This is a genomic window from Bacillus sp. NEB1478 (assembly GCF_031582965.1).
Classification (GTDB): Bacteria; Bacillota; Bacilli; order Bacillales; family Fictibacillaceae; genus Fictibacillus.
Genome location: NZ_CP134049.1, coordinates 1901951 through 1926968, shown reverse-complemented (window position 1 = coordinate 1926968; position 25018 = coordinate 1901951). Strand labels below are relative to the sequence as shown.

The 25018-nt window shown below is 36.6% G+C and carries 21 protein-coding genes, 1 pseudogene and 1 riboswitch; of the genes and pseudogenes, 18 read left to right on the top strand and 4 right to left on the bottom strand.

Going from position 1 to position 25018, the window contains the following annotated elements; all coding sequences use genetic code 11:
* Window positions 1-139: 139 nt before the first annotated feature.
* The 3 genes from gltB (at window position 140) to RGB74_RS09485 (ending at window position 7234) form a co-directional block, all read left to right on the top strand.
* Window positions 140-4696: a glutamate synthase large subunit gene (gene gltB / locus RGB74_RS09495; protein ID WP_310762745.1), complete on the top strand. Its 4557-nt coding sequence runs from the start codon at window positions 140-142 to the stop codon at window positions 4694-4696.
* A gap of 24 nt (window positions 4697-4720) precedes the next feature.
* Complete coding sequence (locus RGB74_RS09490; RefSeq protein ID WP_310762744.1) at window positions 4721-6199, top strand: glutamate synthase subunit beta; 1479 nt, start codon at window positions 4721-4723, stop codon at window positions 6197-6199.
* A gap of 105 nt (window positions 6200-6304) precedes the next feature.
* Complete coding sequence (locus RGB74_RS09485; protein ID WP_310762743.1) at window positions 6305-7234, top strand: manganese-dependent inorganic pyrophosphatase; 930 nt, start codon at window positions 6305-6307, stop codon at window positions 7232-7234.
* Between the two features lie 222 nt (window positions 7235-7456).
* Here RGB74_RS09485 and RGB74_RS09480 read toward each other — a convergent pair whose 3' ends face one another.
* A complete protein-coding gene (locus RGB74_RS09480; protein WP_310762742.1) occupies window positions 7457-7921 on the bottom strand; it encodes a hypothetical protein in 465 nt (154 codons plus the stop codon).
* Between the two features lie 277 nt (window positions 7922-8198).
* A riboswitch (TPP riboswitch) is annotated at window positions 8199-8304 on the top strand.
* A gap of 106 nt (window positions 8305-8410) precedes the next feature.
* On the opposite strand from RGB74_RS09480, the gene tenA reads away from it, so the two are divergent.
* From tenA to RGB74_RS09460, 4 genes are read left to right on the top strand one after another with little or no spacing between them, the layout of a single operon-like run.
* Window positions 8411-9115: a thiaminase II gene (tenA, locus tag RGB74_RS09475; protein WP_310762741.1), complete on the top strand. Its 705-nt coding sequence runs from the start codon at window positions 8411-8413 to the stop codon at window positions 9113-9115.
* Between the two features lies 1 nt (window position 9116).
* Window positions 9117-9698, top strand: coding sequence for an ECF transporter S component (locus RGB74_RS09470; protein WP_310762740.1), 582 nt, complete (start codon window positions 9117-9119; stop codon window positions 9696-9698).
* 16 nt (window positions 9699-9714) lie between these two features.
* The gene (locus RGB74_RS09465; protein ID WP_310762739.1) at window positions 9715-11172 is read left to right on the top strand and encodes an ABC transporter ATP-binding protein; all 1458 of its coding nucleotides are present in this window, start codon (window positions 9715-9717) and stop codon (window positions 11170-11172) included.
* A complete protein-coding gene (locus tag RGB74_RS09460) occupies window positions 11157-11960 on the top strand; it encodes an energy-coupling factor transporter transmembrane component T family protein (protein WP_310762738.1) in 804 nt (267 codons plus the stop codon). Before RGB74_RS09465 ends, RGB74_RS09460 begins: the two co-directional genes overlap by 16 nt.
* 37 nt (window positions 11961-11997) lie before the next feature.
* Here the strand turns inward: RGB74_RS09460 and RGB74_RS09455 are convergent, their stop codons facing one another.
* Together RGB74_RS09455 and RGB74_RS09450 are read right to left on the bottom strand one after the other, a co-directional pair.
* The gene (locus RGB74_RS09455; RefSeq protein WP_310762737.1) at window positions 11998-12294 is read right to left on the bottom strand and encodes an alpha/beta hydrolase family protein; all 297 of its coding nucleotides are present in this window, start codon (window positions 12292-12294) and stop codon (window positions 11998-12000) included.
* Between the two features lie 103 nt (window positions 12295-12397).
* Window positions 12398-13027 carry a DUF2238 domain-containing protein gene (locus RGB74_RS09450; protein ID WP_310762736.1) on the bottom strand — a complete coding sequence of 210 codons (630 nt, stop codon included), beginning with the start codon at window positions 13025-13027 and terminating at the stop codon, window positions 12398-12400.
* 98 nt (window positions 13028-13125) lie between these two features.
* Between RGB74_RS09450 and RGB74_RS09445 the strand changes: the two genes are divergently transcribed.
* The 3 genes and pseudogenes from RGB74_RS09445 (at window position 13126) to RGB74_RS09440 (ending at window position 14841) form a co-directional block, all read left to right on the top strand.
* Entirely contained in the window at window positions 13126-13992 is an 867-nt protein-coding gene (locus RGB74_RS09445) for a chemotaxis protein (protein ID WP_310762735.1), read from the top strand.
* Between the two features lie 120 nt (window positions 13993-14112).
* Window positions 14113-14319 (top strand): annotated as a pseudogene (locus tag RGB74_RS20110) (DUF6944 family repetitive protein); the annotation flags it as partial.
* A 57-nt stretch (window positions 14320-14376) separates the two neighbouring features.
* A complete protein-coding gene (locus RGB74_RS09440; RefSeq protein WP_310762734.1) occupies window positions 14377-14841 on the top strand; it encodes an aminoacyl-tRNA deacylase in 465 nt (154 codons plus the stop codon).
* Window positions 14842-15004: 163 nt separating this feature from the next.
* Here the strand turns inward: RGB74_RS09440 and RGB74_RS09435 are convergent, their stop codons facing one another.
* The gene (locus tag RGB74_RS09435; RefSeq protein WP_310762733.1) at window positions 15005-16111 is read right to left on the bottom strand and encodes an AbrB family transcriptional regulator; all 1107 of its coding nucleotides are present in this window, start codon (window positions 16109-16111) and stop codon (window positions 15005-15007) included.
* 286 nt (window positions 16112-16397) lie between these two features.
* On the opposite strand from RGB74_RS09435, the gene galT reads away from it, so the two are divergent.
* From galT to RGB74_RS09395, 8 genes are all read left to right on the top strand, one after another.
* Window positions 16398-17384: a galactose-1-phosphate uridylyltransferase gene (gene galT, locus RGB74_RS09430; RefSeq protein ID WP_310762732.1), complete on the top strand. Its 987-nt coding sequence runs from the start codon at window positions 16398-16400 to the stop codon at window positions 17382-17384.
* A 116-nt stretch (window positions 17385-17500) separates the two neighbouring features.
* Window positions 17501-19180, top strand: coding sequence for a DUF6044 family protein (locus RGB74_RS09425; protein ID WP_310762731.1), 1680 nt, complete (start codon window positions 17501-17503; stop codon window positions 19178-19180).
* A 21-nt stretch (window positions 19181-19201) separates the two neighbouring features.
* A complete protein-coding gene (locus RGB74_RS09420) occupies window positions 19202-20239 on the top strand; it encodes a glycosyltransferase family 2 protein (protein ID WP_310762730.1) in 1038 nt (345 codons plus the stop codon).
* Window positions 20193-20651: a GtrA family protein gene (locus tag RGB74_RS09415; protein WP_310762729.1), complete on the top strand. Its 459-nt coding sequence runs from the start codon at window positions 20193-20195 to the stop codon at window positions 20649-20651. Before RGB74_RS09420 ends, RGB74_RS09415 begins: the two co-directional genes overlap by 47 nt.
* A 37-nt stretch (window positions 20652-20688) precedes the next feature.
* Window positions 20689-21264 (top strand): DUF2238 domain-containing protein, encoded by a 576-nt coding sequence (locus tag RGB74_RS09410; RefSeq protein ID WP_310762728.1) that lies wholly within the window; start codon window positions 20689-20691, stop codon window positions 21262-21264.
* Between the two features lie 175 nt (window positions 21265-21439).
* On the top strand, window positions 21440-23035 hold the full coding sequence (locus RGB74_RS09405) for a phosphodiester glycosidase family protein (protein ID WP_310762727.1): 1596 nt from the start codon (window positions 21440-21442) through the stop codon (window positions 23033-23035).
* A gap of 48 nt (window positions 23036-23083) precedes the next feature.
* Complete coding sequence (locus tag RGB74_RS09400) at window positions 23084-24031, top strand: DUF6454 family protein (protein ID WP_310762726.1); 948 nt, start codon at window positions 23084-23086, stop codon at window positions 24029-24031.
* Window positions 24032-24165: 134 nt separating this feature from the next.
* A complete protein-coding gene (locus tag RGB74_RS09395) occupies window positions 24166-24930 on the top strand; it encodes a MerR family transcriptional regulator (protein WP_310762725.1) in 765 nt (254 codons plus the stop codon).
* Window positions 24931-25018: the final 88 nt, after the last annotated feature.

Below are 25018 nucleotides of genomic sequence, written 5' to 3'. Positions count from 1 at the left end.
CACCTTTACTTTTATTAATCATTCTCAATTCGAGATTATTTTAATCTAAATTATATATTGTTTAGATTAATTATAAAACCTAAACTAAATGAAAGAAAGTTTTGAACATTAAGTTTAAAACGTGAAGGGGGAGTAACCGATGACATTCAGTCATTTACCAAAGCCACAGGGACTATACCAGCCACAATTCGAACATGATGCTTGTGGTATTGGTCTATACGCTCATCTAAAAGGGCATGCTACCCATCAAATAGTAAAACAAGGACTTCATATGCTATGCCAGCTAGATCACCGCGGAGGACAAGGAAGTGATCCATTAACAGGTGATGGTGCTGGCTTAATGACAAAATTACCCCACCGTTTTTTTAATAAAGTATTAAAAAAACAACTTCCTGCAAAAGGACGTTATGGAGTGGGCATGATCTTCTTTCCAAAAGACAAAGAGGCACAACAAACACTCGAAAAGCAAATTAATTATTTTATTCAACAAGAAGGACAGACATTAATTGAATGGAGAACCGTTCCCGTTGCAACAGAATCGATCGGTGAAAAAGCTCAAAAAACCTGTCCAGTTGTCAAACAAGTTTTCATAGCATGTAATGACTCTATTACAGACGAACTTGTTTTTGAACGTAAATTGTTCGTTATCCGTAAACAAGCAGAACATTGGGCGCGAAAGAATGGACTTCAAACTTATTTTGCAAGTCTATCTTCTCAAACCATTGTCTATAAAGGGCTCCTTACGCCAGAACAAGTAGATGCATTTTATCTGGACTTGCAAGATGAGGATTTTGTGTCCCCATTCGCTTTAGTGCATTCCCGTTTTAGCACAAACACGTTCCCGACTTGGGAACGCGCACATCCAAACCGTTATCTCATCCATAATGGTGAGATTAACACCCTTCAAGGAAATATGAATTGGATGAAAGCACGTGAAAAACAATTTGTTTCTGAAGCATTTGGAGATGATATCGACAAGCTGCTGCCAATCTTAGATGCTGACGGAAGTGACTCGTCCATTTTAGACCAGGCATTTGAGTTTCTAGTACTTGCGGGCAGAAAGCCTTCACATACAGCTATGATGATGATTCCTGAACCATGGAGTGAAAACCCGCATTTAGAACAAGATAGGCGTGCTTTTTACGAATTCCATAGCTGCTTAATGGAGCCATGGGATGGACCGACAGCTATATCATTTACAAACGGAAAACAAATCGGGGCGATTTTGGATCGAAACGGATTGCGTCCTGCGAGATATTATGTAACGAAAGATGATTATATTATCTTTTCATCAGAAGTAGGTGTAATAGACGTTGCTGAGGAAAACGTACTTTACAAAGAACGTTTGAGTCCAGGTCGTATGCTCCTTATTGATTTAGAAGAAGGACGCATCATTACTGACAATGAGATTAAAACGGAAATGGCAGGTGAACATCCTTATGACGCTTGGCTTACAAACGGGCTTCTCCACTTAGATGATGAAGCAGAAGAGTCAACTATTCACCTGGATGAGATCCGAAAAAGACAAAAAGCCTTCGGATATACGTATGAAGATATTCATAAATATTTGCTTCCGGTAATTACAGAAGGTAAAGACCCGATTGGTTCAATGGGGAACGATACACCGTTAGCCGTTTTATCCGACAGACCACAATCGCTTTTTAACTATTTCAAACAATTATTTGCTCAAGTAACAAATCCGCCGATTGATGCTATCCGGGAAAAAATTGTTACTTCAACAATGACATTATTAGGTGCAGAGGGAAATCTGCTTCACCCTGGTCCACAGAACGCACGCAGAATACAATTGGACTCACCAGTATTAACAACAAATGAATTCGATCAAATAAAAAAGAACGATATTTCTGATTTTAAAACAGCTATCTTACACACTCTTTTTTCAGAAGATTTAGATAATACGATTATTTCCTTTCATCAAGAAGCAGAAAAAGCAATTTTTGATGGAGCTTCATTACTCATTTTATCTGATCGTGAAATGACCCAATCAAACTCGCCAATTCCTGTTTTACTAGCAGTAAGTTCACTGCACCATTTCCTTGTTCAACAAGGTTTGCGAACAAAAGTAAGCTTAATAGTTGAATCAGGCGAAGTACGAGAAGTTCACCACTTTGCGGCTTTAATTGGATATGGCGCTGACGCTATTCATCCTTATTTAACTTACAAAACTTACGAAGAGGCAATTAAAGATGGCCACATTAATCTTTCTCTTCAAGAAACGATAAGCAAGTATAAAAAAGGTGTTACAGACGGCATTGTAAAAGTGATGTCTAAGATGGGAATTTCAACGGTCCAAAGTTACCGTGGAGCTCAAATCTTTGAGGCAGTCGGAATCGGCAAAGAAGTTATCGATCGATATTTTCCAGCTACCGCTTCTCAAATTAATGGAATTACACTTAAAGAAATTGAGAAAGAAGCACAATTAAGACATCAGCAAGGCTTTGTAGAGACAATTGAAGATACACTTGAATCAGGAAGTGATTTTCAATGGAGAAGCACTGGAGAGCATCATGCATTTAATCCAAAAACAATACACACTTTACAGTGGGCTTGCCGAAAAAATGATTATTCTCTATTTAAAACATTTTCAAAACTTGCTGACGATGAACGTACGACGTTTTTAAGAAATTTGTTTTCGTTCAAATCTGATGTGAAAAGCATACCACTTGAGGAAGTCGAACCTGTTGAAGAGATCGTTAAACGATTTAAGACAGGGGCTATGTCATTCGGATCATTAAGCCAAGAAGCTCACGAGTCACTTGCAATTGCAATGAACCGATTAGGCGGAAAAAGCAACAGCGGTGAAGGTGGAGAAGATCCTAATCGATTTATTCCTGACGAGAAAGGCAATAATCGACGAAGCGCTATTAAACAAGTTGCGTCTGGAAGATTCGGTGTTAAGAGTCATTATCTTGTGAACGCAGATGAACTTCAGATTAAGATGGCTCAAGGTGCGAAACCTGGTGAAGGCGGACAGCTCCCTGGAAATAAGGTGTATCCATGGGTTGCAGATGTTCGAGGTTCGACTCCGGGAGTAGGACTTATTTCGCCTCCTCCGCATCATGATATTTATTCAATTGAAGATATCGCTCAACTTATACACGATCTTAAAAACGCTAACCGTGAAGCAAGAATCAGTGTAAAACTCGTTTCAAAATCAGGTGTTGGTACAATTGCAGCTGGTGTGGCAAAAGGTGCAGCAGATGTTATTGTAATCAGCGGCTATGATGGAGGAACTGGTGCATCTCCAAAAACAAGTATTAAGCATACTGGGCTTCCGTGGGAGCTGGGTCTTGCTGAAACACATCAAACACTGATGCTAAATGGTCTTAGAGAACGTGTAACGCTGGAAACTGATGGAAAACTAATGACTGGTAAAGACGTAGTTCTTGCAGCCCTCTTAGGTGCTGAAGAATACGGATTCGCAACTGCCCCGCTTGTTGTATTAGGCTGTGTAATGATGCGTGCATGTCATTTAGATACTTGTCCGGTAGGTGTTGCCACTCAAAACCCTGAGTTGAGAAAGAAGTTTATGGGTGACCCTGATCACGTTGTGAATTATATGAAATTTGTAGCCGAAGAAATTCGTGAAATCATGGCATTACTTGGCTTTAGAACAGTCGAAGAAATGGTAGGCCGTACTGATGTGTTAACGGTTGGCGAACGTGCAAAGAACCATTGGAAGGCGAAACACTTGGATCTAACTAAGCTGCTTTATCAAGCTCAGGGTGTTAGAACATGCCAGACGAAACAAGATCACAAAATCGAACAATCTTTAGATATTAAAGAGATCCTACCAATTTTAAGTACGGCATTAGAAGAGAAAAAGCCTGTGTCATTGAATCTTCCTATTAAAAATACAAACCGTGTTGCAGGAACGATTGCTGGTAGTGAAATCACGAAACGATATGGTGAAGAGGGACTGCCAGAAGATACAGTTACTCTTACATTTAACGGTTCAGCTGGTCAAAGCTTCGGTGCATTTGTACCACGCGGTATGAGCTTATATTTAAACGGAGATAGCAATGACTATTTCGGTAAAGGACTTTCAGGCGGGAAGATGATCGTTGCTCCACCAAAAACAAGTGATTATTTAGCAGATGACAATGTGATCATCGGCAATGTTGCTTTCTATGGTGCAACGAGCGGTGAAGCATATATTAACGGACTTGCCGGTGAAAGATTTGCAGTTAGAAACAGCGGTGCTGATATTGTCGTCGAAGGAATCGGAGATCATGGCTGTGAATATATGACAGGCGGCCGTGTTGTTGTATTAGGAGATACAGGTAAGAACTTTGCTGCAGGGATGAGCGGAGGAATCGCTTATGTTTACACACATCAACCTCTCTTATTTAAAAGACTTTGCAATAAGGAAGGCATTGAATTTGAGAGATTGAATGATCTGGACGAATCAGAATCTCTTAAGCTGCTTATTCAAAACCATTATGCTTATACACAAAGTCAAAAAGCAGCTGCTATTTTAGAAAACTGGAAAACTGCTCAATCACACTTTATTAAAGTCATTCCGAAAGATTATAAAGAGATGATTAAGAAAATCGATGATGAAAAACAAGCGGGATTAACTGAACAAGAGGCAGTTATGAATGCTTTTACAGCCAAATCAGCAGCCAAGAAACAATCCGGAATTCCTGGACCAACTAAATTGATTTTAAAGTAAACAAACACGAAAGGAGAGATGAGGATGGGTAAACCAACTGGTTTTCTAGAATATCCCCGAGAAGAGACAAAAGAAAGGTCTCCACTCAAAAGGCTCAAAGATTGGAAGGAATATTCCGAACAACAGCCAGAAGATACATTAAAAAGACAAAGTGCAAGATGCATGGATTGCGGAACACCATTTTGCCATATTGGTATTGAGATAAATGGGGCGGCAGCTGGTTGCCCCATTAATAACCTTATCCCTGAATGGAACGATCTGGTTTACCGAGGAAAGTGGAAGGAAGCTTTAGATCGCCTTTTAAAAACAAATAATTTCCCTGAGTTTACAGGAAGAGTATGTCCGGCTCCTTGTGAAGGTTCATGTACAGTAGAACTGGCTGGACCGGCTGTTACCATTAAAAACATTGAACGTGCCATTATTGATAAAGGCTTTGAAAATGGATGGATTCAACCTAGAATTCCATCAAAACGTTCAGGAAAGAAAATTGCTATCATTGGCTCAGGTCCAGCAGGACTTGCAGCTGCAGATCAGCTAAATCAAGCAGGACATTCTGTTACCGTTTATGAAAGAGATAACCGTGCTGGAGGATTACTGACTTACGGTATTCCAAACATGAAACTTGATAAAGATATAGTAAAGCGCCGGATTACACTCTTAAGACAAGAAGGTATTGATTTTATTTTAAATACCGAAATCGGAAAAGATGTTTTGGCCGATGAACTAAAAGAACAGTTTGACGCTGTTATCCTTTGCACAGGTGCGCAAAAACAAAGAGATTTAGAACTCGAAGGCAGAGATGCTAAAGGTGTACATTTTGCGATGAAGTATTTAACGCAATCCACTAAACGATTATTAGGAATTGAAGTTAAAGAACCAATAATTGATGCAAAAGGCAAAAACGTCATAGTAATAGGCGGCGGGGATACTGGAGCAGACTGTGTAGCTACAGCACTGCGCCAAAAGTGTAAAAGTATTGTTCAATTTGGCAAACATCCCAAGTTGCCTAACGCTAGAGGTACAGAAAATATGTGGCCAGAACAGCCCAATATTTTCACAATGGATTACGCTTACGAGGAAGCCACAGCTCAATTCGGTCATGATCCAAGAGAATATTCTGTTCAAACGAAAAAAATCGTTTCTGATTCAGAAGGAAAGCTAAAAGAACTTCATACGATTCAAATGAAACGGACTTCTGACGAAAACGGTAATATTGTATTTGAAGAAATAGAAGGTACTGAACAAGTATGGCCAGCAGATCTCGTATTTATTGCCATTGGTTTTGAAGGAACTGAGCAGCCAGTGCTAAAGCAATTTGGAGTAGAAACAAACAATAATAAAGTAAAAGCAAAGCATGGAGATTACAAGACGAATTTAGATGGTGTATTTGCAGCTGGTGATTCTAGACGCGGACAAAGCTTAATTGTATGGGCAATCCAAGAAGGTCGTGAGTGTGCGCGTGAAGTTGATAAGTATTTAATAGGAGCTTCGGTTTTGCCATAAATCTTTTATCCATGCTAAAATAATCTCCAAACGCCAAAAGCCTTCTATTTATGATAAAATAGGCAATGGCAAATAATATCTATTTTATTTATAAGGAGTAGAAGCATGGAAAAAGTACTCATTTTTGGACACAAGAACCCTGATACTGACACAATTACTTCTGCGATTGTATACGCAGATTTGAAAACAAAAATAGGTCAAAATGCGGAACCTGTTCGTTTAGGTGAGATCAACGGTGAAACAAAGTACGCACTTGATTACTTCAAAGCTGATCTGCCCCGCCTAGTAGAGACGGTTTCAAATGAAACGAAAGCTGTTATTTTGGTCGACCACAACGAACGTCAGCAAAGTGCAAGTGATATTGACAAAGTTCAAGTACTTGAAGTAATTGATCATCACCGTATTGCAAACTTTGAAACAAGCGATCCTTTATACTATCGTGCAGAGCCAGTTGGCTGTACAGCAACGATTTTAAACAAGATTTATAAAGAAAAAGGGGTAAAAGTAGAGAAAAATATCGCAGGTCTTATGCTATCAGCGATTATTTCTGACTCTCTTTTATTTAAATCACCAACTTGTACACAAGAAGATGTAGATGCTGCGCACGAGCTTGCTGAAATCGCTGGTGTTGATGCAGAAGCATATGGTTTAGAAATGCTAAAAGCTGGTGCAGACCTTAGTAACAAAACAGTAGAAGAGCTCATTTCTCTTGATGCTAAGGAATTCAATATTGGCTCTAGTAAAGTAGAGGTTGCTCAAGTAAACACAGTAGATGCTAGTGATGTACTAAAGCACCAAGCTGATTTGGAAACATCTATTTCTAAAGTTATTGATGAGAAGGGTCTAGACCTGTTTATGTTTGTAGTAACTGATATCCTTACAAACGATTCAACTGCATTAGCACTTGGTAAAAGATCTGAAGCGGTTGAAAACGCTTATGATGTAAAACTCGAAAACAACACAGCTATATTAAAGGGTGTTGTATCACGTAAAAAACAAATTATCCCTGTATTAACAGAGGTTATGAGCAAATAATTTTAAAAAAACACAGCGACTCGAACTAGAGTGGCTGTGTTTTTTTATATAGTTACTTTTTATAAGATTGTTTTTTGGGTCAAGCAACGTCTCATGCCTTGTGAGGAGGATTCTCATGTAGTTGGCACCCTCCTTTTAGCCGTAGTCTCGTACCTTATGCGCCAACAAATTTGTCAAAGAAGGGTATTACAATACTCAGCAACAAAGTTTACCTAAACAGCCTTATAGATTAATATGAATCAGTAAGAGAATCCCAAAAATAATAGCAAAAGCAACATGAATTTTTTTCGTTTTTAACGCATTCTTCGTTTTTATACTCCTCTGATGACGCCAACCTAGTAAATCTAATATTATGAATGAACTAAATACAGCAATACCTGAATATATTCGTATTGACTCTCTAACAGGATATAATAAGAAAAATAAACCGTGAGCGAAAGCTAATATTAAAACGGTTAATCCAAAATAAATATGAAAGTACTTCAACGTAAGAAATACCATCTGTACATATTCAACAAATATTACGTTTCTCTTTTTTAATTCCAGCCATACTTTTCGAAATAACCAGAGTAAAGCAGCGCCAATGCTGACAATTTCGGCAATTGTTCCAACATTTTTATCAATTCCTTTATAAAATCGATTTACAGGCACGTCATTAAAGAAATGATAAAGAGTAATCGTTAACATCCCAAATCCTATAAGAATGAGTATACTTAATGTTATTCTAATAGAATAGGTGAGCAGCTTCATAAACCAATGATTTTTTTTCAATACAGACACTACTTTCCTAGAAGATAACCGGTAATGTAATTTTACTTTTGAAGAGGCATAATTAAACAAATTAACAAAAAAATTTCATATTTTTTGTTTCACATACTCTGGATATGCGATTGATCACAAAATATTTGACAATCATTACTGCCCTGTTATTATAGAGAGCAAGAAACAGTTAACTAAATATTGAACTAACCACTAGGGGTGCCTTATAAGGCTGAGATCGAAGTGCGACTTCGAGACTCTTAGAACCTGATCTGGATGATACCAGCGTAGGGAAGTGGTGTTACGGAAACTAATATTTAAAAGATGAGTTTTCAAACACCCACTTTCTTTATTAAAAGATAGTGGTTTTTTTATTGGCTAAAATTAGTTGCTGACTTAATCTCAAGGAGGACAATCATGCAAACATTTACTGAAAGTTTACGCCAAAAAGCGGAACATATTTGGGAAGCCAATCTTCATCATCCGTTTGTTAAAGGGATAGGTAGTGGTGAATTATCACTCGATTGTTTTAAATTCTATATTTTGCAAGATTCATATTATCTTTCCCACTTTGCAAAAGTTCAAGCATTAGCTGGATCAAGGGCAGAAGATCTTTACACAACATCAAGAATGGCGGCACATGCTTTAGGTACAAGCGAAGCAGAACTAGCACTTCATGAAAAGTTTATTAAACAACTTCAAATTACAGATGAGGAACTGACAAATTTCCAACCCGCTCCAACTGCTTACAATTACACCTCACATCTCTACCGTGTCGGTGAATCTGGTACATTAGGTGAAATAATCGCTGCCATACTGCCTTGTTACTGGATCTACCACGAAATTGGAGAGAAATATAAAGGATCAACGCCAAATGAACCCATTTTTCAAGAATGGATTTCAACATATGGCGATGAATGGTTCGCAGAGTTAGTTCATGAACAAATTAATCGATTAGATCATTTGGCTGAAAAAGCGAGCGAGTCAGAAAGAAATAAAATGGAAACTCATTTCTTGCTGAGCTGCCAATATGAATATTTGTTTTGGGAAATGGCTTATAAGATGGAACAATGGTCATTCGATCCCCTAAAAGAAAACTTAGTTGTTAAAGGAGAAAGATAAAATGTCTAAAGGATTAAAACTTACAGATATACTTGTGACTATTGTTATTTCAATCGGTTTTGGAATCGTTTATAAACTTTGGGGGCCGCTTTATTATGCAGTAAAACCAATTGGTCTGCATGTAGATCAATTTATTTATGGCATGTGGTTCATTGCTGCTACAGTTGCCTTTCTCATTATAAGAAAACCAGGTGTCGCACTCTTAGCTGAAATTGCTGCCTCCTCAGGTGAGTTTTTAATGGGCTCAGAATTTGGATTAGAGGTACTTTTATACGGAGTTATTCAAGGATTGTGTGCAGAATTAATCTTTATGGCGTTCCGGTATAAACGTTATGACCTGATGACAGTGTCTATAGCAGGTTTGAGTTCTTGCACAGGGTCATTGTTTATGGATTATTACAAGGGATATATTGGAGATCTATCAACATGGAATTTAACGTTATACGTCGCTTTTAGATATATAGGTACAATTGTGTTTTCTGGGATACTAGCTTTCGGAATTGCTAGAGCACTTGAAGCAACAGGCGTTACAAATTTAATTAGACCTGCATCAAAAGAAGATTACGATGCTTTAAATCAATAAATAAGAGGTGAATGCAGTGGCTATTGAAACATCGGTGGATCATTTAAGATTAAAATTTCCAAAAGAAAAAGGGATGCTATTTAAAGATTTGTCGGTCTCTTTTGAAAAAGGGGAGAAGGTCTTGCTGCTTGGTCCATCCGGGTGCGGAAAATCCACATTGCTGCAGGCACTTTCTGGATTGATTCCCAGTGCGATTGAAGTACCAATCAAATACAACGAAATTCATATTCCAGAATCATGGGGCTTTGTTTTCCAAGATCCCGACTCACAATTTTGCATGCCATTTGTTGACGAAGAAATTGCCTTTGTCCTCGAGAACCTTCAAGTTCCTCGGAGTGAGATGAAGGGGAAAATTACTGAATTATTAAATACGGTTGGACTTGAATTAGATGATATCCATACTGAAATTCAATCCTTATCAGGCGGCATGAAACAGCGTTTGGCGATCGCTTCTGTCTTAGCTTTAAATCCAGACGTCCTTTTCCTTGATGAACCTACAGCTCTAATCGATGAGCAAGGTACCAGCCAAGTTTGGGATACTATAAAAGAAGTATCTGACGAGAAAACTGTGATTATCGTTGAACATAAAATTGATCAGATACTCGATTTTGTTGACCGTGTTATTGTGTTTGATCCATATGGAGAAATTATTGCTGACGGAAATGTTCATCAAGTATTTTCAAAGTATAAAGACACGCTGCACCAATTTGGAATCTGGTACCCAGGAGTATGGGAAAATCATGTATTCGATGACAGGAAAAACAGTGAACCAAATATAGATGTAATGGAACAAAATACTTTAATTTTAGAAAACTTTAAAGGATATCGAAAAAAGGAAGTTATGGTTTCTTTTGATCAAGCATCTGCATCATCTGGTGAATGGATTGCTGTCATAGGAGAGAATGGTGCGGGGAAGAGTACACTTCTTTTATCACTAATGCAATTGTTAAAAACAACAGGTAAATATCACATTAATGATACACAAATTAAGGGGATTAAAGATCTGCAAAATAAAGCTTATTTTGTCTTTCAAAACCCTGAATATCAATTTGTAACAAATACCGTTTATGATGAATTGGCCTTTGCATTAAAACATCAGAAAGCAGATGCTGATTATATGAATCAACGGGTTACAGAGCTGTTATCCGTTTTTGGTCTGAGCGACAAGAAAAATCATCACCCTTATCATCTATCTCTTGGACAAAAACGAAGATTAAGTGTAGCCACGGCATTTATACAGAATCCTAAGATATTGTTATTAGATGAACCTACTTTTGGCCAAGATTCTAAAAACACATTTAGACTCCTAGAGTTCTTGGAAAAAGAACAGCAAAAAGGGACCATTATTGTTATGGTTACTCATGATTCAAATATTGTGAAACATTACGCAACAAGTGTCTGGGAAATAAAAAACAGAGCCGTCTACAAAATGGATCTGTCTCGAAGTGAGGAAATAGCATGCATGAATCATTAACTCATTCAGAAAGCTGGCTCCATAAGATTAACCCTTCTTTTAAATTGATCATCCTGACACTGTTGTTTATTTTCGGTATCTTGATTCATAATGTGAATTTTATGATTTCGTTTACGATTGTAACGTCAATTTTGTTTCTTTTTTTCACCGGACATTCATTTAAGCGGATCATTCTTTTTTCATTGCCATTTATCATCATTTTCCTTTCTACTTCCTCATCCATGATTTTTTTTGGAGAAGGAAATAAATTGCTCTTTAGTTGGGGATTGGTTCATATTACTGAAGAAAGTCTTTACCGTGGTATTCATTTAGGGTTCAGGGCATTATCCTTTGCCATGTTAGGATTAACTTTCGCGTTAACAACGCGCCCCGTATATCTTTTCTATTCATTAATGCAGCAATTACACCTCAAGCCGAAGTATGCATACAGTTTTATGGCTGCGGTTAGACTGCTTCCGATAATGATAGAAGAATTCCAAACCATCAGATATGCGCAAAAAGTAAGAGGAGTTAATTCACCAAATGGGTTAGTCGGTTATTTCAAAATGATTCAGTCCTTAATGATTCCATTGCTCTCACAGAGTATTAGACGTGCATTTCGAATTGCAGTTGCAATGGAAGCGAAGCGTTTTAACAATAACAGCAAAAGAACTTTTTATTATCAGATCGGTTTTTCAAAGTTTGATTTATTGTTTTTAGCCTATTTTGTTATTTGCATTGGATTAGCTTATTTTGCAGCAATAGAATACCCGCTTTTCCCTTCAACTGATGTCCGCCAGTTAAATTAAAAGAAAGCACACTCAAAATTTAATCAGAGTGTGCTTTTTATTGTAAAAGGGTAATACGATTTTGTTGTTTTAATATCACCGCATGATCACCTTTATTTAACTTTTGATAGATGGTACGCGGAACGTATATTGTTTTCCCGGATGAGAGAACTAATTTGTAGACTGGCTCAGTAATTACGTTGGACCCTATTTCCAAAACCTTATCAAACTGTATTTTTTCAACAATTTCACCTTCATATTTTTTCACATGCATTTCATCTTCTATAAAATCGGACCATGCAAAAAAACCTAAACAGCCAGCCATAAATGTGCAAAAATGAATAATCAAACGCAAAAAAATCACCTCATTCTATTATTTGACAAAGTGCTAAAAATTATAGAATGAGGGAAAAAGGCTTTAAAGGAGGGATTTAATCGAATGATAGCTAATATAAAAATTAAGACCAACCATCAGAAGAGGAATCTTTTGATTTTTTTAAATATCTGTTATGCCATTTTGTTAACAGGATTATAGCTATGAGAGATCCGACCAATGTTAGTGACATGTCCCACTGGGCATCCCAAATATCACCTTGAGCTCCGACAAAATCTTTGGATGTACGCTTAGACATCTTGCCTGCAATCCATTCCACGATTTCATATAAGGTAGCAATTGCAAGCGTCATATTCAATGCTAAAAATTGAGCCCATTTTCCGATTGGCAGGGCAGTCTTTCGTATTAGGATTTCTAGGAAGACAATCACGAGCAAACCCTTTAAGAAATGACCAAAACGATCATAATGGTTTCTTTTTAAATTAAAATGCGATTGGAACCAATCGAATAATGGTACATCGTCATATGTAAAATGACCACCAATAAATGTCAATATTGTTAAAAAAGCAATAATGGTATACGAAAATGTAGTAAGTCTCATTTTGTTATAAAGAAACAGAATAACAACAATTGCCAAGACAGATGGTCCAACTTCTAGCATCCAAATAAAATAATGCTTTGGTTTAATGAATGACCAAATAAAAAAAGCAGTTACAATCGCTAAAAGCAGTAGATGAATTTTGTTTTTATTCATTGAAGAAATCCCTCACAATCTATTTATAGTATTGAGGTTCTTCAGCTATCATATACAGACCAGCACTTCGATATAAAAAAAGAAGGAAGTGAATCTACATGAAAAAAAAGATTGCTGTTGCCGTACTGCATGGAATTGGTGATCAAAAAGAAGATTTTTCAGATCTTTTTTCGGAAGAACTTACAAAACGATTTTCCCAAAATGTAAAACCTTATTTGCCAGAACCTGATGGCGAACTTATCATTCAGCCCATTTACTGGGGAAGTGTGTTTAACGAAAAAGAAAACGAGATGTGGAACAGCCTTTCATCAGGGGCTAGATTAGACTTTGCTAAAATGAGAAAATTTGTTGTCCAATTCTTTGGTGATGCTATAGCATATCAGCCTTCAGCCAACCCAAATCCGAACTATATAAAAGTTCATGAAATAGTGGCACGAGGTCTTCAAAAATTAAGTCAAGATGCAGGAGCAGATGCACCGCTTTTCATTGTGGCTCATAGTTTAGGTACCGTCATTACGAGTAACTATTTTTATGATCTACAGTACATTCCTCACAAAATACATAGCACAGTCAAACAAGAAATACAGGACTCTCCACTTGAAAAAGGAGAGACATTTGCAGGGTTTTATTCACTTGGCAGTCCACTGGCTATTTGGAGCCTTCGGTATGCGGATTTTGATAAACCGATATCAGTCCCATCCCCGTTATTAAAAAACTATTATCCTGACCTTACAAGCGGATGGATAAATATGTATGATAAAGACGATGTTTTTGGATATCCATTAAAACCATTAAACGAACAATACAAACATGCAATCACACAAGAAATTGAGATTAACAGCGGGGATCTTATAAATAGCTGGACTCCGTTTTCACATATGTATTATTTCACTACTAAGGATATTATCAAGCAAATCGGTGATGATTTAGCTGAAAGCTGGAAAAAAATAAACTTATCAACGTGAGCCATTAATAACAATCCATTTTGTCTAAGAATAAACTGAAAAAAATGAATCAACAAATTGGACGGATAAATGCACTTGGTGAGGGAATCGAAATAGGAGAAATTACAAGAAGAGAATGAAGGTTCAACTACCAATCAAGTCATTAATTTAATCGTAAACTTATTGCAGACAGCTGGGATTTCATTACAAGCATTTGTAGGAATTCACGATTTACAAAACCCTGATGGATGCAAACATTATCGTGAATCACTTTCTTTTACTGGGAGCTGGATTCAAGCTGCTGGTACAATTCTTTCTGCGTTAAAAGGTGTTAAAATTATACCTTGATCCCTTGTGATTTTTTCTAATAAAATATTGGACATGCTCTAAATCGGAGTTGATAATATGGAAAAATACCACTTGAAAATAAAAACTTATATGGACAGACACAAAATAAAAGCAGAGCATTTTGTATTTACTGACTCTTGTCACTCTGTTAAACAGGCTGCAAGAATGATTAACGCACCAATTGATCAATTTGTTAAAAATATCTGTATGGTGGATGGAGCAGGCAAGCTGATCGTTGCTATCGTTAAAGGAGAAGATAGAGCAAGTACTTCAAGAGTAAGTAAAGCATTACAAATTGATAAACCAAGACTAGGCAATGATTCTGAGATTTTAGAACATACTGGATTTCCTGCTGGTGGAGTTCCCTCATTTGGGTTTCCAGCACTCTATTTAATTGATCCAAAGGTGGCAGAGTCCGAATACATATTTACAGGTGGGGGCTCGCTAAATTCTTTAATAAGGATAGACATTCAAGAAATGATAACCTTGAATAATGGGATAGTTGTTAGAGTAAGAAAGTGAATATTTTGGAAGCTGTTATTTTGGTTAGGGAATTTCAATTAATAAGAAAGAAGTTGAAAGTAGTAATTGAGGAAAATAACAAGTAGTGTGAATTTGTGCTGCACAATGCTTATTAATTGAGCTTTGTGCAGCTTTATTAATTAATATTTAACTAAGTGAATTTCTACATGCCTTTATTCTCACTTTTTCTTTGGCTGAATCTTAATACATATTTTAATAAAGGCGGCACTGCAAAAAAGATAAAGAGAATTCTAAAAAGCTGGTAGCCTGTAATCATAGATATATCTGCATGCAGTTCGTGACCGATGATCCCCATTTGATCAGCTCCTCCAGGTGCTAAGCTTAAGAAGCTAGTTAGAGGAGAGAATCGGTATTGTAATGACAATAGATAACTTAACCCCAATGAGATACAGACTAGCATGATACCGCTAAAAAGTGCAACGGGTATTATTGCCTTAGATTTTAGTTGTTCAGGTTTTAATAATAAACCGATGTATCCGCCAATCATAAATTGAGAGATATCTAATAAAAAAGACGGAACAGGCGGTCCCGTATAACCTGCAACATTCAATATAGCAATCCCTAAAATAGGAGCTAATAAAAACGCTGTAGGCAATTTAATTCTTTTTCCAATTAAGGCGACTGCTATGGAAAAAACAATGAAAAAAAGAGTGGGCAGTAAATGATAGTCATATGGAGCAAGGTGAGCAGCAGTCTCACTAGAAGGAAATTTCGTACCATTTTCTAAAAAAAGCGGGCTAAAAATGAGGAACGGAACAAAAAAGATGATCATTAATAAACGGGTAACTTGAAAAAAAGTAACAGTAGTAATGTCTATTCCTTTAGATTCTTCTGCAAAGGTAATAATTTGTGAAAGTCCTCCGGGTATACTGCTTGTAAGCGCAGTAGGAAAATCAATGCTGGAAAGCTTAGAGATAATAAATGCCATTCCCATGCAAATCAAAACCAGAAGGACTGTCATTAATGCCATGGATGGCAGTTTAGAAGATATGGTTATTAAGGTATCCTTCGTGAAGGTCAATCCTATAGAATAACCTACGATGATTAAGCCTGCATTTCTTATCTCTGTCGGCCAATATAGTGTAACCCTTTTAATTCGCGAAACAATTAGTACTGCTGACATTGGCCCTAAAAGCCAAGGAATTGGCCATTGTAAAAGAGAGAATAATAGACCTCCTATAAATGCTGCTGAAACTGCAGCCGCAAATTGGAAAAGCTGAACTTTCTTGTCTAACCATCTGAATTTCATTCGAAAACCTTCTTTTTACTATTCTTTTTGTGCCTTCTTACTATAGTATAGCACAATTCACAACATGTCTTATTACTGTAAATTTGAAGAACTGAGAGAATAATTTCTCAAAATAACAAGCTCTGAGGATTATCCTTTTTATTAAATTATGAAATTAAACATGTTCTTCCTGGAATTTTAATAAAATCATTAATACATAAACTTTCGTCAATCAATCTATTTAATAAAGGATTTCAATAATCGTGAACTTACACCAAAAGAAATAAATCCTTTAGGAGTGATTCGAATGGCTGAACTTCGATACAATCCATTACTCGATAGCTGGGTGATGGTATCTGCAAAAAGACAATTCAGACCTTATTTGCCAAAAGATTTTTGTCCCTTTTGCCCAGGTTCAGGAAAAGTACCAGAGGATTATGATGTTCACTTATACCATAACGAGTATCCCGTTCTATCAGCTGAACCTCCTGAACCAGATGAGGTTGGGGGCAGCTTATATAATACTAGAGAGACATTTGGAAGATGCGAAGTAATTCTTTATACGTCTGATCATCAGGCAACTTTACCAGATCTTTCAAGATCACACATGAAACGATTAGTAGACCTTTGGACAAAAACGTTTGATGAATTAGATCAGAATCTCCATCACCAATACGTAATGATTTTTGAAAACAGAGGGGAAGAGGTTGGGGTAACAATCACTCATCCACATGGTCAGGTTTATGCTTATCCATTTATCCCTAAGAAAGTGAAGATTGAGCTAGATAACTGCAAAAAGTATCTAGAGAAGACCGGTAGAAATATGTTTGAAGAAATGATCAGAGAAGAGAAAAAGTTTGGCCAAAGAGTAATAATTGAAAATGATTATTTTATTGCATTTATCCCCTTTTTTACTGATACTCCATTTGGTGTTTTTGTCGTATGTAAAGAAAATAAAACAGCACTTACTGAATTTTCAGAAGAAGAAAAAAGAGCATTGGGAGATATTCTTCAAGAACTGATAGGTGGTATGGATCAATTATTCGATCAACCGTTTCCTTATATGATGGGGATTCATGGAAGACCAAGCAACTATGAAAATGTAGAGAGTTATTATCGCTTTCATATTGAATTTTATTCCCCTATGCAAACGAAAGAAAAATTAAAGCTTAATGCCGCTTCAGAAACAGCAGGATGGGCTGTCGCTCTTCCGACTAAGGCGGAAGATAACGCAGTTTTGTTAAGAAAAGCTGTTCAGTGGTTTTGGGACAATGGCGGCATAAAGAACGACTAAATATTCACCGAAAGGCACTTTATAGTGTCTTTTTTTATTGGTCCTATTAAAGGTATACATTATTTTTTTTATGTTAAACCTGATAAGCGACTCTATTTTATGATGGGGTGTTCTTATTGTCTCTCAAAAAAGTTGCATCTAATGATGGTTTACTGAAGTATATTGCTATTTCGATTATCTTTCTATATTTGTCTCCTTTATATTTTTTAGGTGAGGATGCCCATATTCGTGTCCATGATAATCTGGATTCCAACCTGGCTTGGTATCAAGTACTAAAAGAAAGTGGTCAATTATTTGGAGGAATAAATTCAAAAATTCCCCAGATTATAAATGGCCTCCCTAGAAATGCAATGGGAACAGAATTTAGCGGAATCGTTTGGCTCCACACACTTTTCCCGACGATGATTGCTTATGCAATTAGCCAGAGTATAACTAGATTTTTCGCTTTCTTAGGTATGTATTTACTCTTAAAAAAACATTTTTTACCCCAAAAAAATTTAGTTTTAATCACAATTGGAACAGCACTTGCGTTTGCACTTACTCCATTCTGGCCCTCGGGTATGCTTAGTACACTTGGAATGCCTTTAGCTTTATGGGCATTTTTAAATATCCGTAATTCCGAAAAAAATTGGACGAATTATCTTGTACTTACACTGCTACCTTTATATTCAAGCTTTGTTTTAGGTTTTTTCTTTTTTTTAATTGCTATTGGTATTCTTTGGATTGCAGATGTATTCCGGGGAAAAGGCTGGAATTGGCGATTTTTATTATCAATCCTATACATGACCTTACTTTTTCTTTTAATTGAATACCGATTAGTCTATTCATTCATTTTTGATGATGAACCAAATACAAGAGATGATTATTTTCATGCAAGGTTATCATTGTGGCGGGTGATAAGACTAACATTTAAAAATTTTGTTCTTGGTCATACACATGTAATGACTGTGCATGGTTTATTCGTTTTATTAGCAACGGTCATGGCTTTATTTTTGATATTTTGGAATCGGCTATGGAAACAAGAAAGAGTATTTGTAGCTTTATTTGTGCTTAATTTTGTATTATCAGCATGGTATGCGTTTTGGTTTTATAAGGGCTGGGTGCCTGTAACTGAACGTTTTCATTTTATGGATACTTTTAATTTTGCCCGATTTCATTTTTTGCGCCCGATGGTAATTTACATAGATTTTGCAATTAGTTTAAAGATCATTTTGGACTATAGTAAAAAACTCAAAAAAACTGTTCCGTACTTTATTATTGGCCAAATTGTTTTACTGTGTTTATTTAATGATGAGATCATCTATCGGAATTCACCCACAGTTAGAGAATTCTATGCAAAGGATCTTTTCCAGGATATTGAAAACTATATCGATCAGCCATTACAAGATTATCGAGTAGCAAGTATAGGAATACACCCAGCAATCGCTCAATATAACGGCTTTTACACATTAGATACTTATAATAATTTCTATCCATTAACATACAAATATGCTTTTCGGGAAATAATGGATAAAGAATTGGTAAAAAACAATAGTTTGCGTACCTATTATGATGAATGGGGAGCTCGCTGCTATTTATTTTCTGATCAGCTTGGGAAGAATTATATGTTTGAAAAAGATTCAAAAGAAAGTGTAAAGAATCTTCAACTTGATATGAAACCCTTTAAACGACTCGGGGGAGAATATATCTTTTCTGCATTGCCAATCGATAATGCAAAAGAATTAAAATTGAACTTGGAACAGATATTCGAATCAAATTCTGCAGCTTGGAAGATTTATTTATACAAAGTGATGTAAACAGCTAGGAGGTACACTTACATGAAACAACCCGTTTTGACGATTGTTGTACCATGCTACAACGAAGAAGAAGTTTTATCTATAACGATTGGAGCCCTTCATCGATTACTTAAAAAAATGATATCAGAAGAGTTAGTGTCAGTTGAAAGCAAATTACTGTTTGTTGATGATGGAAGCACAGACCAAACATGGTCAATGATCTATAAAGAAAGTTTAAAAAACGAATACGTTAGAGGTTTGAAATTATCCAGAAATGTTGGTCATCAAAATGCCTTACTTGCAGGACTTTTTGCGGCGAAAGCATCCTCTGACTGTGTATTATCCATAGATGCTGATTTGCAAGATGACGTAAACGTCATCCCTACCTTCATTGAAAAGTTCAAAAAAGGATACGACATTGTTTACGGTGTAAGAAAAAATCGTGAATGTGATACATTTTTCAAACGCAGCACAGCAGAATTTTTTTATAAATTTATGAGAACAATGGGTGTTAATCTTATCTATAATCATGCTGATTTCCGTTTGATGAGCAAAAGAGCCTTAAACGAATTGGAAAGGTTTGAGGAATCTAATATGTTTTTAAGAGGCATTGTGCCGCTTATTGGATTTAAATCCACATCTATCTATTATGATCGAAAAGAGAGGTTGGCGGGGGAAACTAAGTATCCTCTAAAAAAAATGCTTTATTTTGCTTTTGATGGAATCACCTCATTTTCTGTTACTCCAATTCGGTTTGTATTATTGACAGGCTTTGCTTCTTTTTTCGTTAGTCTATTATTCGGGTTATATTTTTTAATGTTAAAGTTTACCGGCAATACTGAAACAGGCTGGACATCTCTTATTACTTCTATATGGTTGATTGGTGGTCTTCAGCTTATAGGGATAGGCTTAGTTGGTGAGTATATCGGTAAAATATATAAAGAATCAAAACGACGTCCGAAATTTATTGTGGAGATAGACTCAATAAATTTTCCAAAACCTCTTCATTTAAAAAATGCTCAAAGAGTAAAAGATGAAGTATATGATCTCAACCTCCAAAAACTTCCTGAAACGAACTAATTCGTTTTTCCGGTTTCTCTTAGTCGGCGTAGTAAATACATTTATAGGTCTATCGGTAATATTTATCTTCATGAACGTATTCGAACTTAGTTATTGGGTATCAACTTTCACTGGTAATTCTATTGGAGCAGCAGTTAGCTTTCTTTTAAATCGTAAATTTACCTTCAATAGCAATACTTCACTAAAAAAAGGCGGCATGCGTTTTGTTGCAGTTATCCTTGTTTGTTATTTTTTGTCCTTTACTCTTAGTAAGCAAATGATTAACTGGAAATTGTTTGAACTTAATTTTTTGTTCACTTCACCCAAAAATGCATCAGTGGTAATAGGCACTATTTTTTATACCATGACTAATTATACAGGGCAAAAATATTTTGTCTTTTTCCATGGAAAAACAACCGAAATAATCTCTTAGAATCAACTCAACTACCTTGAAAATAGAGGTGCCGTTTGTGAAACGAAAAATACTCTTAATTCTAAGTGTAATTTATGTAATCTTTATGGCCATACTGTGTTTCTATTATTTTAGTAAGGGTGAAACACATAGTTACCAGGTTGCTTTTGGTGGTATTCTCTGTGGTCTCGTTCCACTGCTATTAATTCTATTTACAAAGATAAAATTCAATATGCCCATCATGCTTTCATACTTTGCCTTTTTATTCGCATCACAATATTTAGGCTCCATCTTGGGTTTTTATCACCTAGGTTGGTGGGATACCTTTTTACATCTGCTAAGCGGGGCACTCTTGGCTTTTGTAGGGATCGCACTTTATGAACGTACAACCCATCATCAAGCAAGAAAAGATATATCCTATTGGCTTGTATTCTTATTTGTGTTGTCATTCTCTGTGTTTGGCGGTGTAGTCTGGGAAATCTATGAATTCAGTATGGATCAATTCTTTGCTATGACACTGCAAGGAGGCGGAAACGTCGATACGATGGTGGATTTACTTGCAGATACGGCAGGAGGATTGTTAATTGCAGCTTCTGCTGCATATAGAACGAAAAGAAAATTCAAAATGGGCTAACAAAATATTTAAATGAAAAAAAGTGATTTTGCATTTAGCAAGACGCTTTTTTTAATTGTGTTATTCATTTTTTTAGACTCTGTAAATGAACATTTACAAACACACAATAATCCATTCACCTTAACTTAATAACTCTTTAGTATGTTGAAGGGGAACATATACTAAGGGGGCATCTATGAAGAAACCACTATTTCAACCCAAGAAAAAAAAGGTTAAGAAAACCTCACTGCTCACTCTCACAGCACTAATGGCGTTAACAGTACTACCATATTCAGATGGTTACGTTTCAAAAATGAAAACTGTTGAAGCAGAAAATCAGCAGTCACCTTTTATGAATATTGAAAATAAAGATTCACAACAAATACAAGAAGGTGTAACTTATTCACGTATTGTCTACGGAAAAGCCAGTCAGGAAGACGCCTACATGGTAAATGTAGATTTTCTTACTACAAAGGAAGAAGCTATAAAGCTGAAAGAAAAGCTAACTTCTCAAGGTTATCATTCTTTTGTTCAAACACTTAATGAAAGAGCGCAAGATGATCCTGAACAAGGACCTCTCGGATATATAGTAAGAACCGGTCCATACCAAGAAGAATCACAGGCAAAAGTTTTAAAAGAAGAACTGGTTTCTAAAGGCTACTCCGATTCAAAAGTTATATTTACTGGTGAAGACGGAGATTCTACAACCGGGCCATGGGTAGCAAATGTTATTGAAATCAATCCGAAGATTTTTAAAGGAAAGGTTGCTTCGACTTTATCTAATAATCGAATCCCTGGAAAAGAAACAGTAACAAATATGTCAAAAAGTAATAATGCAATAGCGGGCATCAATGGCGGATACTTTGTGATGGGGCCGAAGGATGGGACTGAAGGCGATCTTGCAGGTGTTTCTATGGTAGATGGAAAGCTTGCTAGCGAGTCCGTAAATGGACGGACAAGCCTTATTTTAGACGAGAAAAACCAAGCTTCCATTTCAACCGTAAATACGAAACTTAGTATTCAATCATCTGATGGCAGTAAACGAGAGGTTGACGGACTAAACAGGGTACCGGGTCTCATTCGTGGATGCGGTGGTGTAGGAGACCAGGAAACAAATCAACCGAAACACGACTTTACTTGTACTGATTCAAGTGAAATGATTCAGTATACTTCACTCTTTGGAACTGAAACTCCTTCAGGCGACGGTACTGAAGCCGTTATTAACAGCCAAGGAATGGTTACTGAAATCAGAGAGACACGCGGAGGTACAATTCCTGATGGAAGTTCGGTTTTAGCAGGGACGAATGATACCGCAAGTTGGATGCAAGAACATCTGCATGAGGGAGAAAAGGTAAATATTTCGAATATGGTGTTTGCAGGTAAACGCACAATTTCATCCGACAAAAGGATGGAAATCATTAATGGAGGACCAAGACTTTTAAAAGACGGAAAAATAGATATTCCATCAACTGCAGAGGGTTTCCACCAGCCTGATAATCCAGAATTCTTTTATCAGTTCGGACAAAGACGTCATCCCCGTACGGTTGCAGGAATAAAAGGTGATGGATCTATTCTTTTAGTAACGATTGACGGAAGAAAACCCGGATATAGCGTTGGCGCTAACTTTAAAGAAAGTGCACAACTCTTGAAATCTCTCGGTGCAGTGAATGCGGTAAATCTAGATGGAGGGGGCTCCACAACTATGACAGTTAATGACAGAATGGTAAGCACACCTTCTGACACTACTGGCGAACGTCCTGTAGGTGACGCGATCTTACTGATGCCTCAATAAATTTCACATCAAACCTACTAAACAATTCGTACTCTAGGAGGATAATGGATGAAAAAATTAATGCTTACAATTGCAACAGTCCTTACAATTGGTTCTGTTACTACGGCTTTTGCAAATTCAGATGCAATCCAAATTGATAACGAAGGAAAACAGCTTGCAGACAAATTCCAAGATTTGTCCCGTGACACTGTTTGGGAACAGAAAGAAAAAGTTGACTTGCAATTTAATACCTTTCACCCGCAAGGAATGACTAAAATTGGGGATTTGTACTACATGTCTTCGGTAGAAATCCTTGAAAAGCCTGTAAAATACGATCAGCCACGTGACGGCTATGACCGTACGCCTGGTAAAGGCATCGGTCATGTCTTCGTATTTAATAAACAAGGTAAGCTGTTAAAAGATCTTAAGTTAGGCGAGGGGAATATTTATCATCCTGGCGGTATAGCATTTGATGGTGAATCCATATGGGTATCTGTTGCAGAATATCGACCAAACAGTAAATCTATTATCTATAAATTAAATCCAGAGAAGATGAAACCAAAGGAAATGTTTAGAACTAATGACCACATCGGAGGAATATTAAGTGATGGAAAGAATGGAAATCTAAAGGCAGTAAGCTGGGGTTCAAGAACATTTTATGAGTTCGATCAAAAGGGTAAAGTAGTCAGTAAATCGGACAATCCAAGTCACTTTATTGATTATCAGGACTGCGAAAGTGCAGGGAAAGACAATTTGATTTGCAGTGGCGTTACAGAATTACCGCAGCAAGGAAGCTCTACTGCTAAATATGAATTAGGCGGATTGGCATTACTTGATATGAAAACAATGGATATGGTTCATGAACTGCCGATTACTTTGTTTTCTCCTCAAGGTCATAATGTTACGAGAAATCCTGTATATCTTGAGAATTCTGATCAGGGAATAAAAGTATATGCTATACCTGATGACGAGCAATCTTCAATGCTAATTTACGAAACAAAAAACGATACAAAATAACTGCACTATTAAAAGGGGACACACTTTGTAATTACAACCAAAGTGTGTTTTTCCTTATAAAGAATTTTTTTATAAAACCTATTGACCTTGACGTTACGTAAAGGTGTACATTTAAATTGTCAGGAGGTGAGCATATGGAGTATACCATTCAAAAGCTCAGTCAATTAGCAGGTATCAGCAGCCGAACACTTCGCTATTATGATGAAATTGGAATTCTTAAGCCGGCAAGAATCAATTCATCGGGATACCGAATCTACGGTGAGGCTGAGGTTAACAGACTGCAGCAAATTCTATTTTACAAAGAACTAGGAATGGAATTAGAAAAAATAAGAGACATTGTATCTTCTCCCACATTTAACATTTCAAATGCTCTTCATGAACATCGCCAACAACTCCTGAACAAAAGAAAACTGTTAGACGTTCTGATCGAAAATGTTGAGAAAACGATCGGTTATAGCGAAGGGAGAATTAAGATGACAGACAAAGAGAAATTCGAAGGTTTTAAACAAAAAACAGTTGAAGAAAATGAGAAGAAATACGGAAAGGAAATCCGTGAAAAATACGGTGATGATACCGTAAACAACTCGAATCAAAAAGTTTTAAATATGACACAAGAACAACATGATGAGGTTACAAAACTGGCAGAAGAAATAGCAGAAACGTTGTCACAAGCATATCAGACTGGAGATCCTTCTTGTGACCTTGCACAAAAAGCAGCTGAGCTTCACAAGCGCTGGTTAATGTTTTATTGGTCTGATTACAGTAAGGAAGCACATGCAGGTCTTTCTCAAATGTATGTGGATGACGAACGATTCACAGCATATTACGATAAAGAACAGCCTGGAACAGCCGAATTCTTTAGAGATGCCATTCACATTTATACAGATATGAAAAAGTAATAAAGTAGAAAAGGATAAATCGTAAGAAGAGATTGACCCAAAAAGACGTTTTTTTGGGTCTTTTTTCTGAGTTTATTTACAATTATCG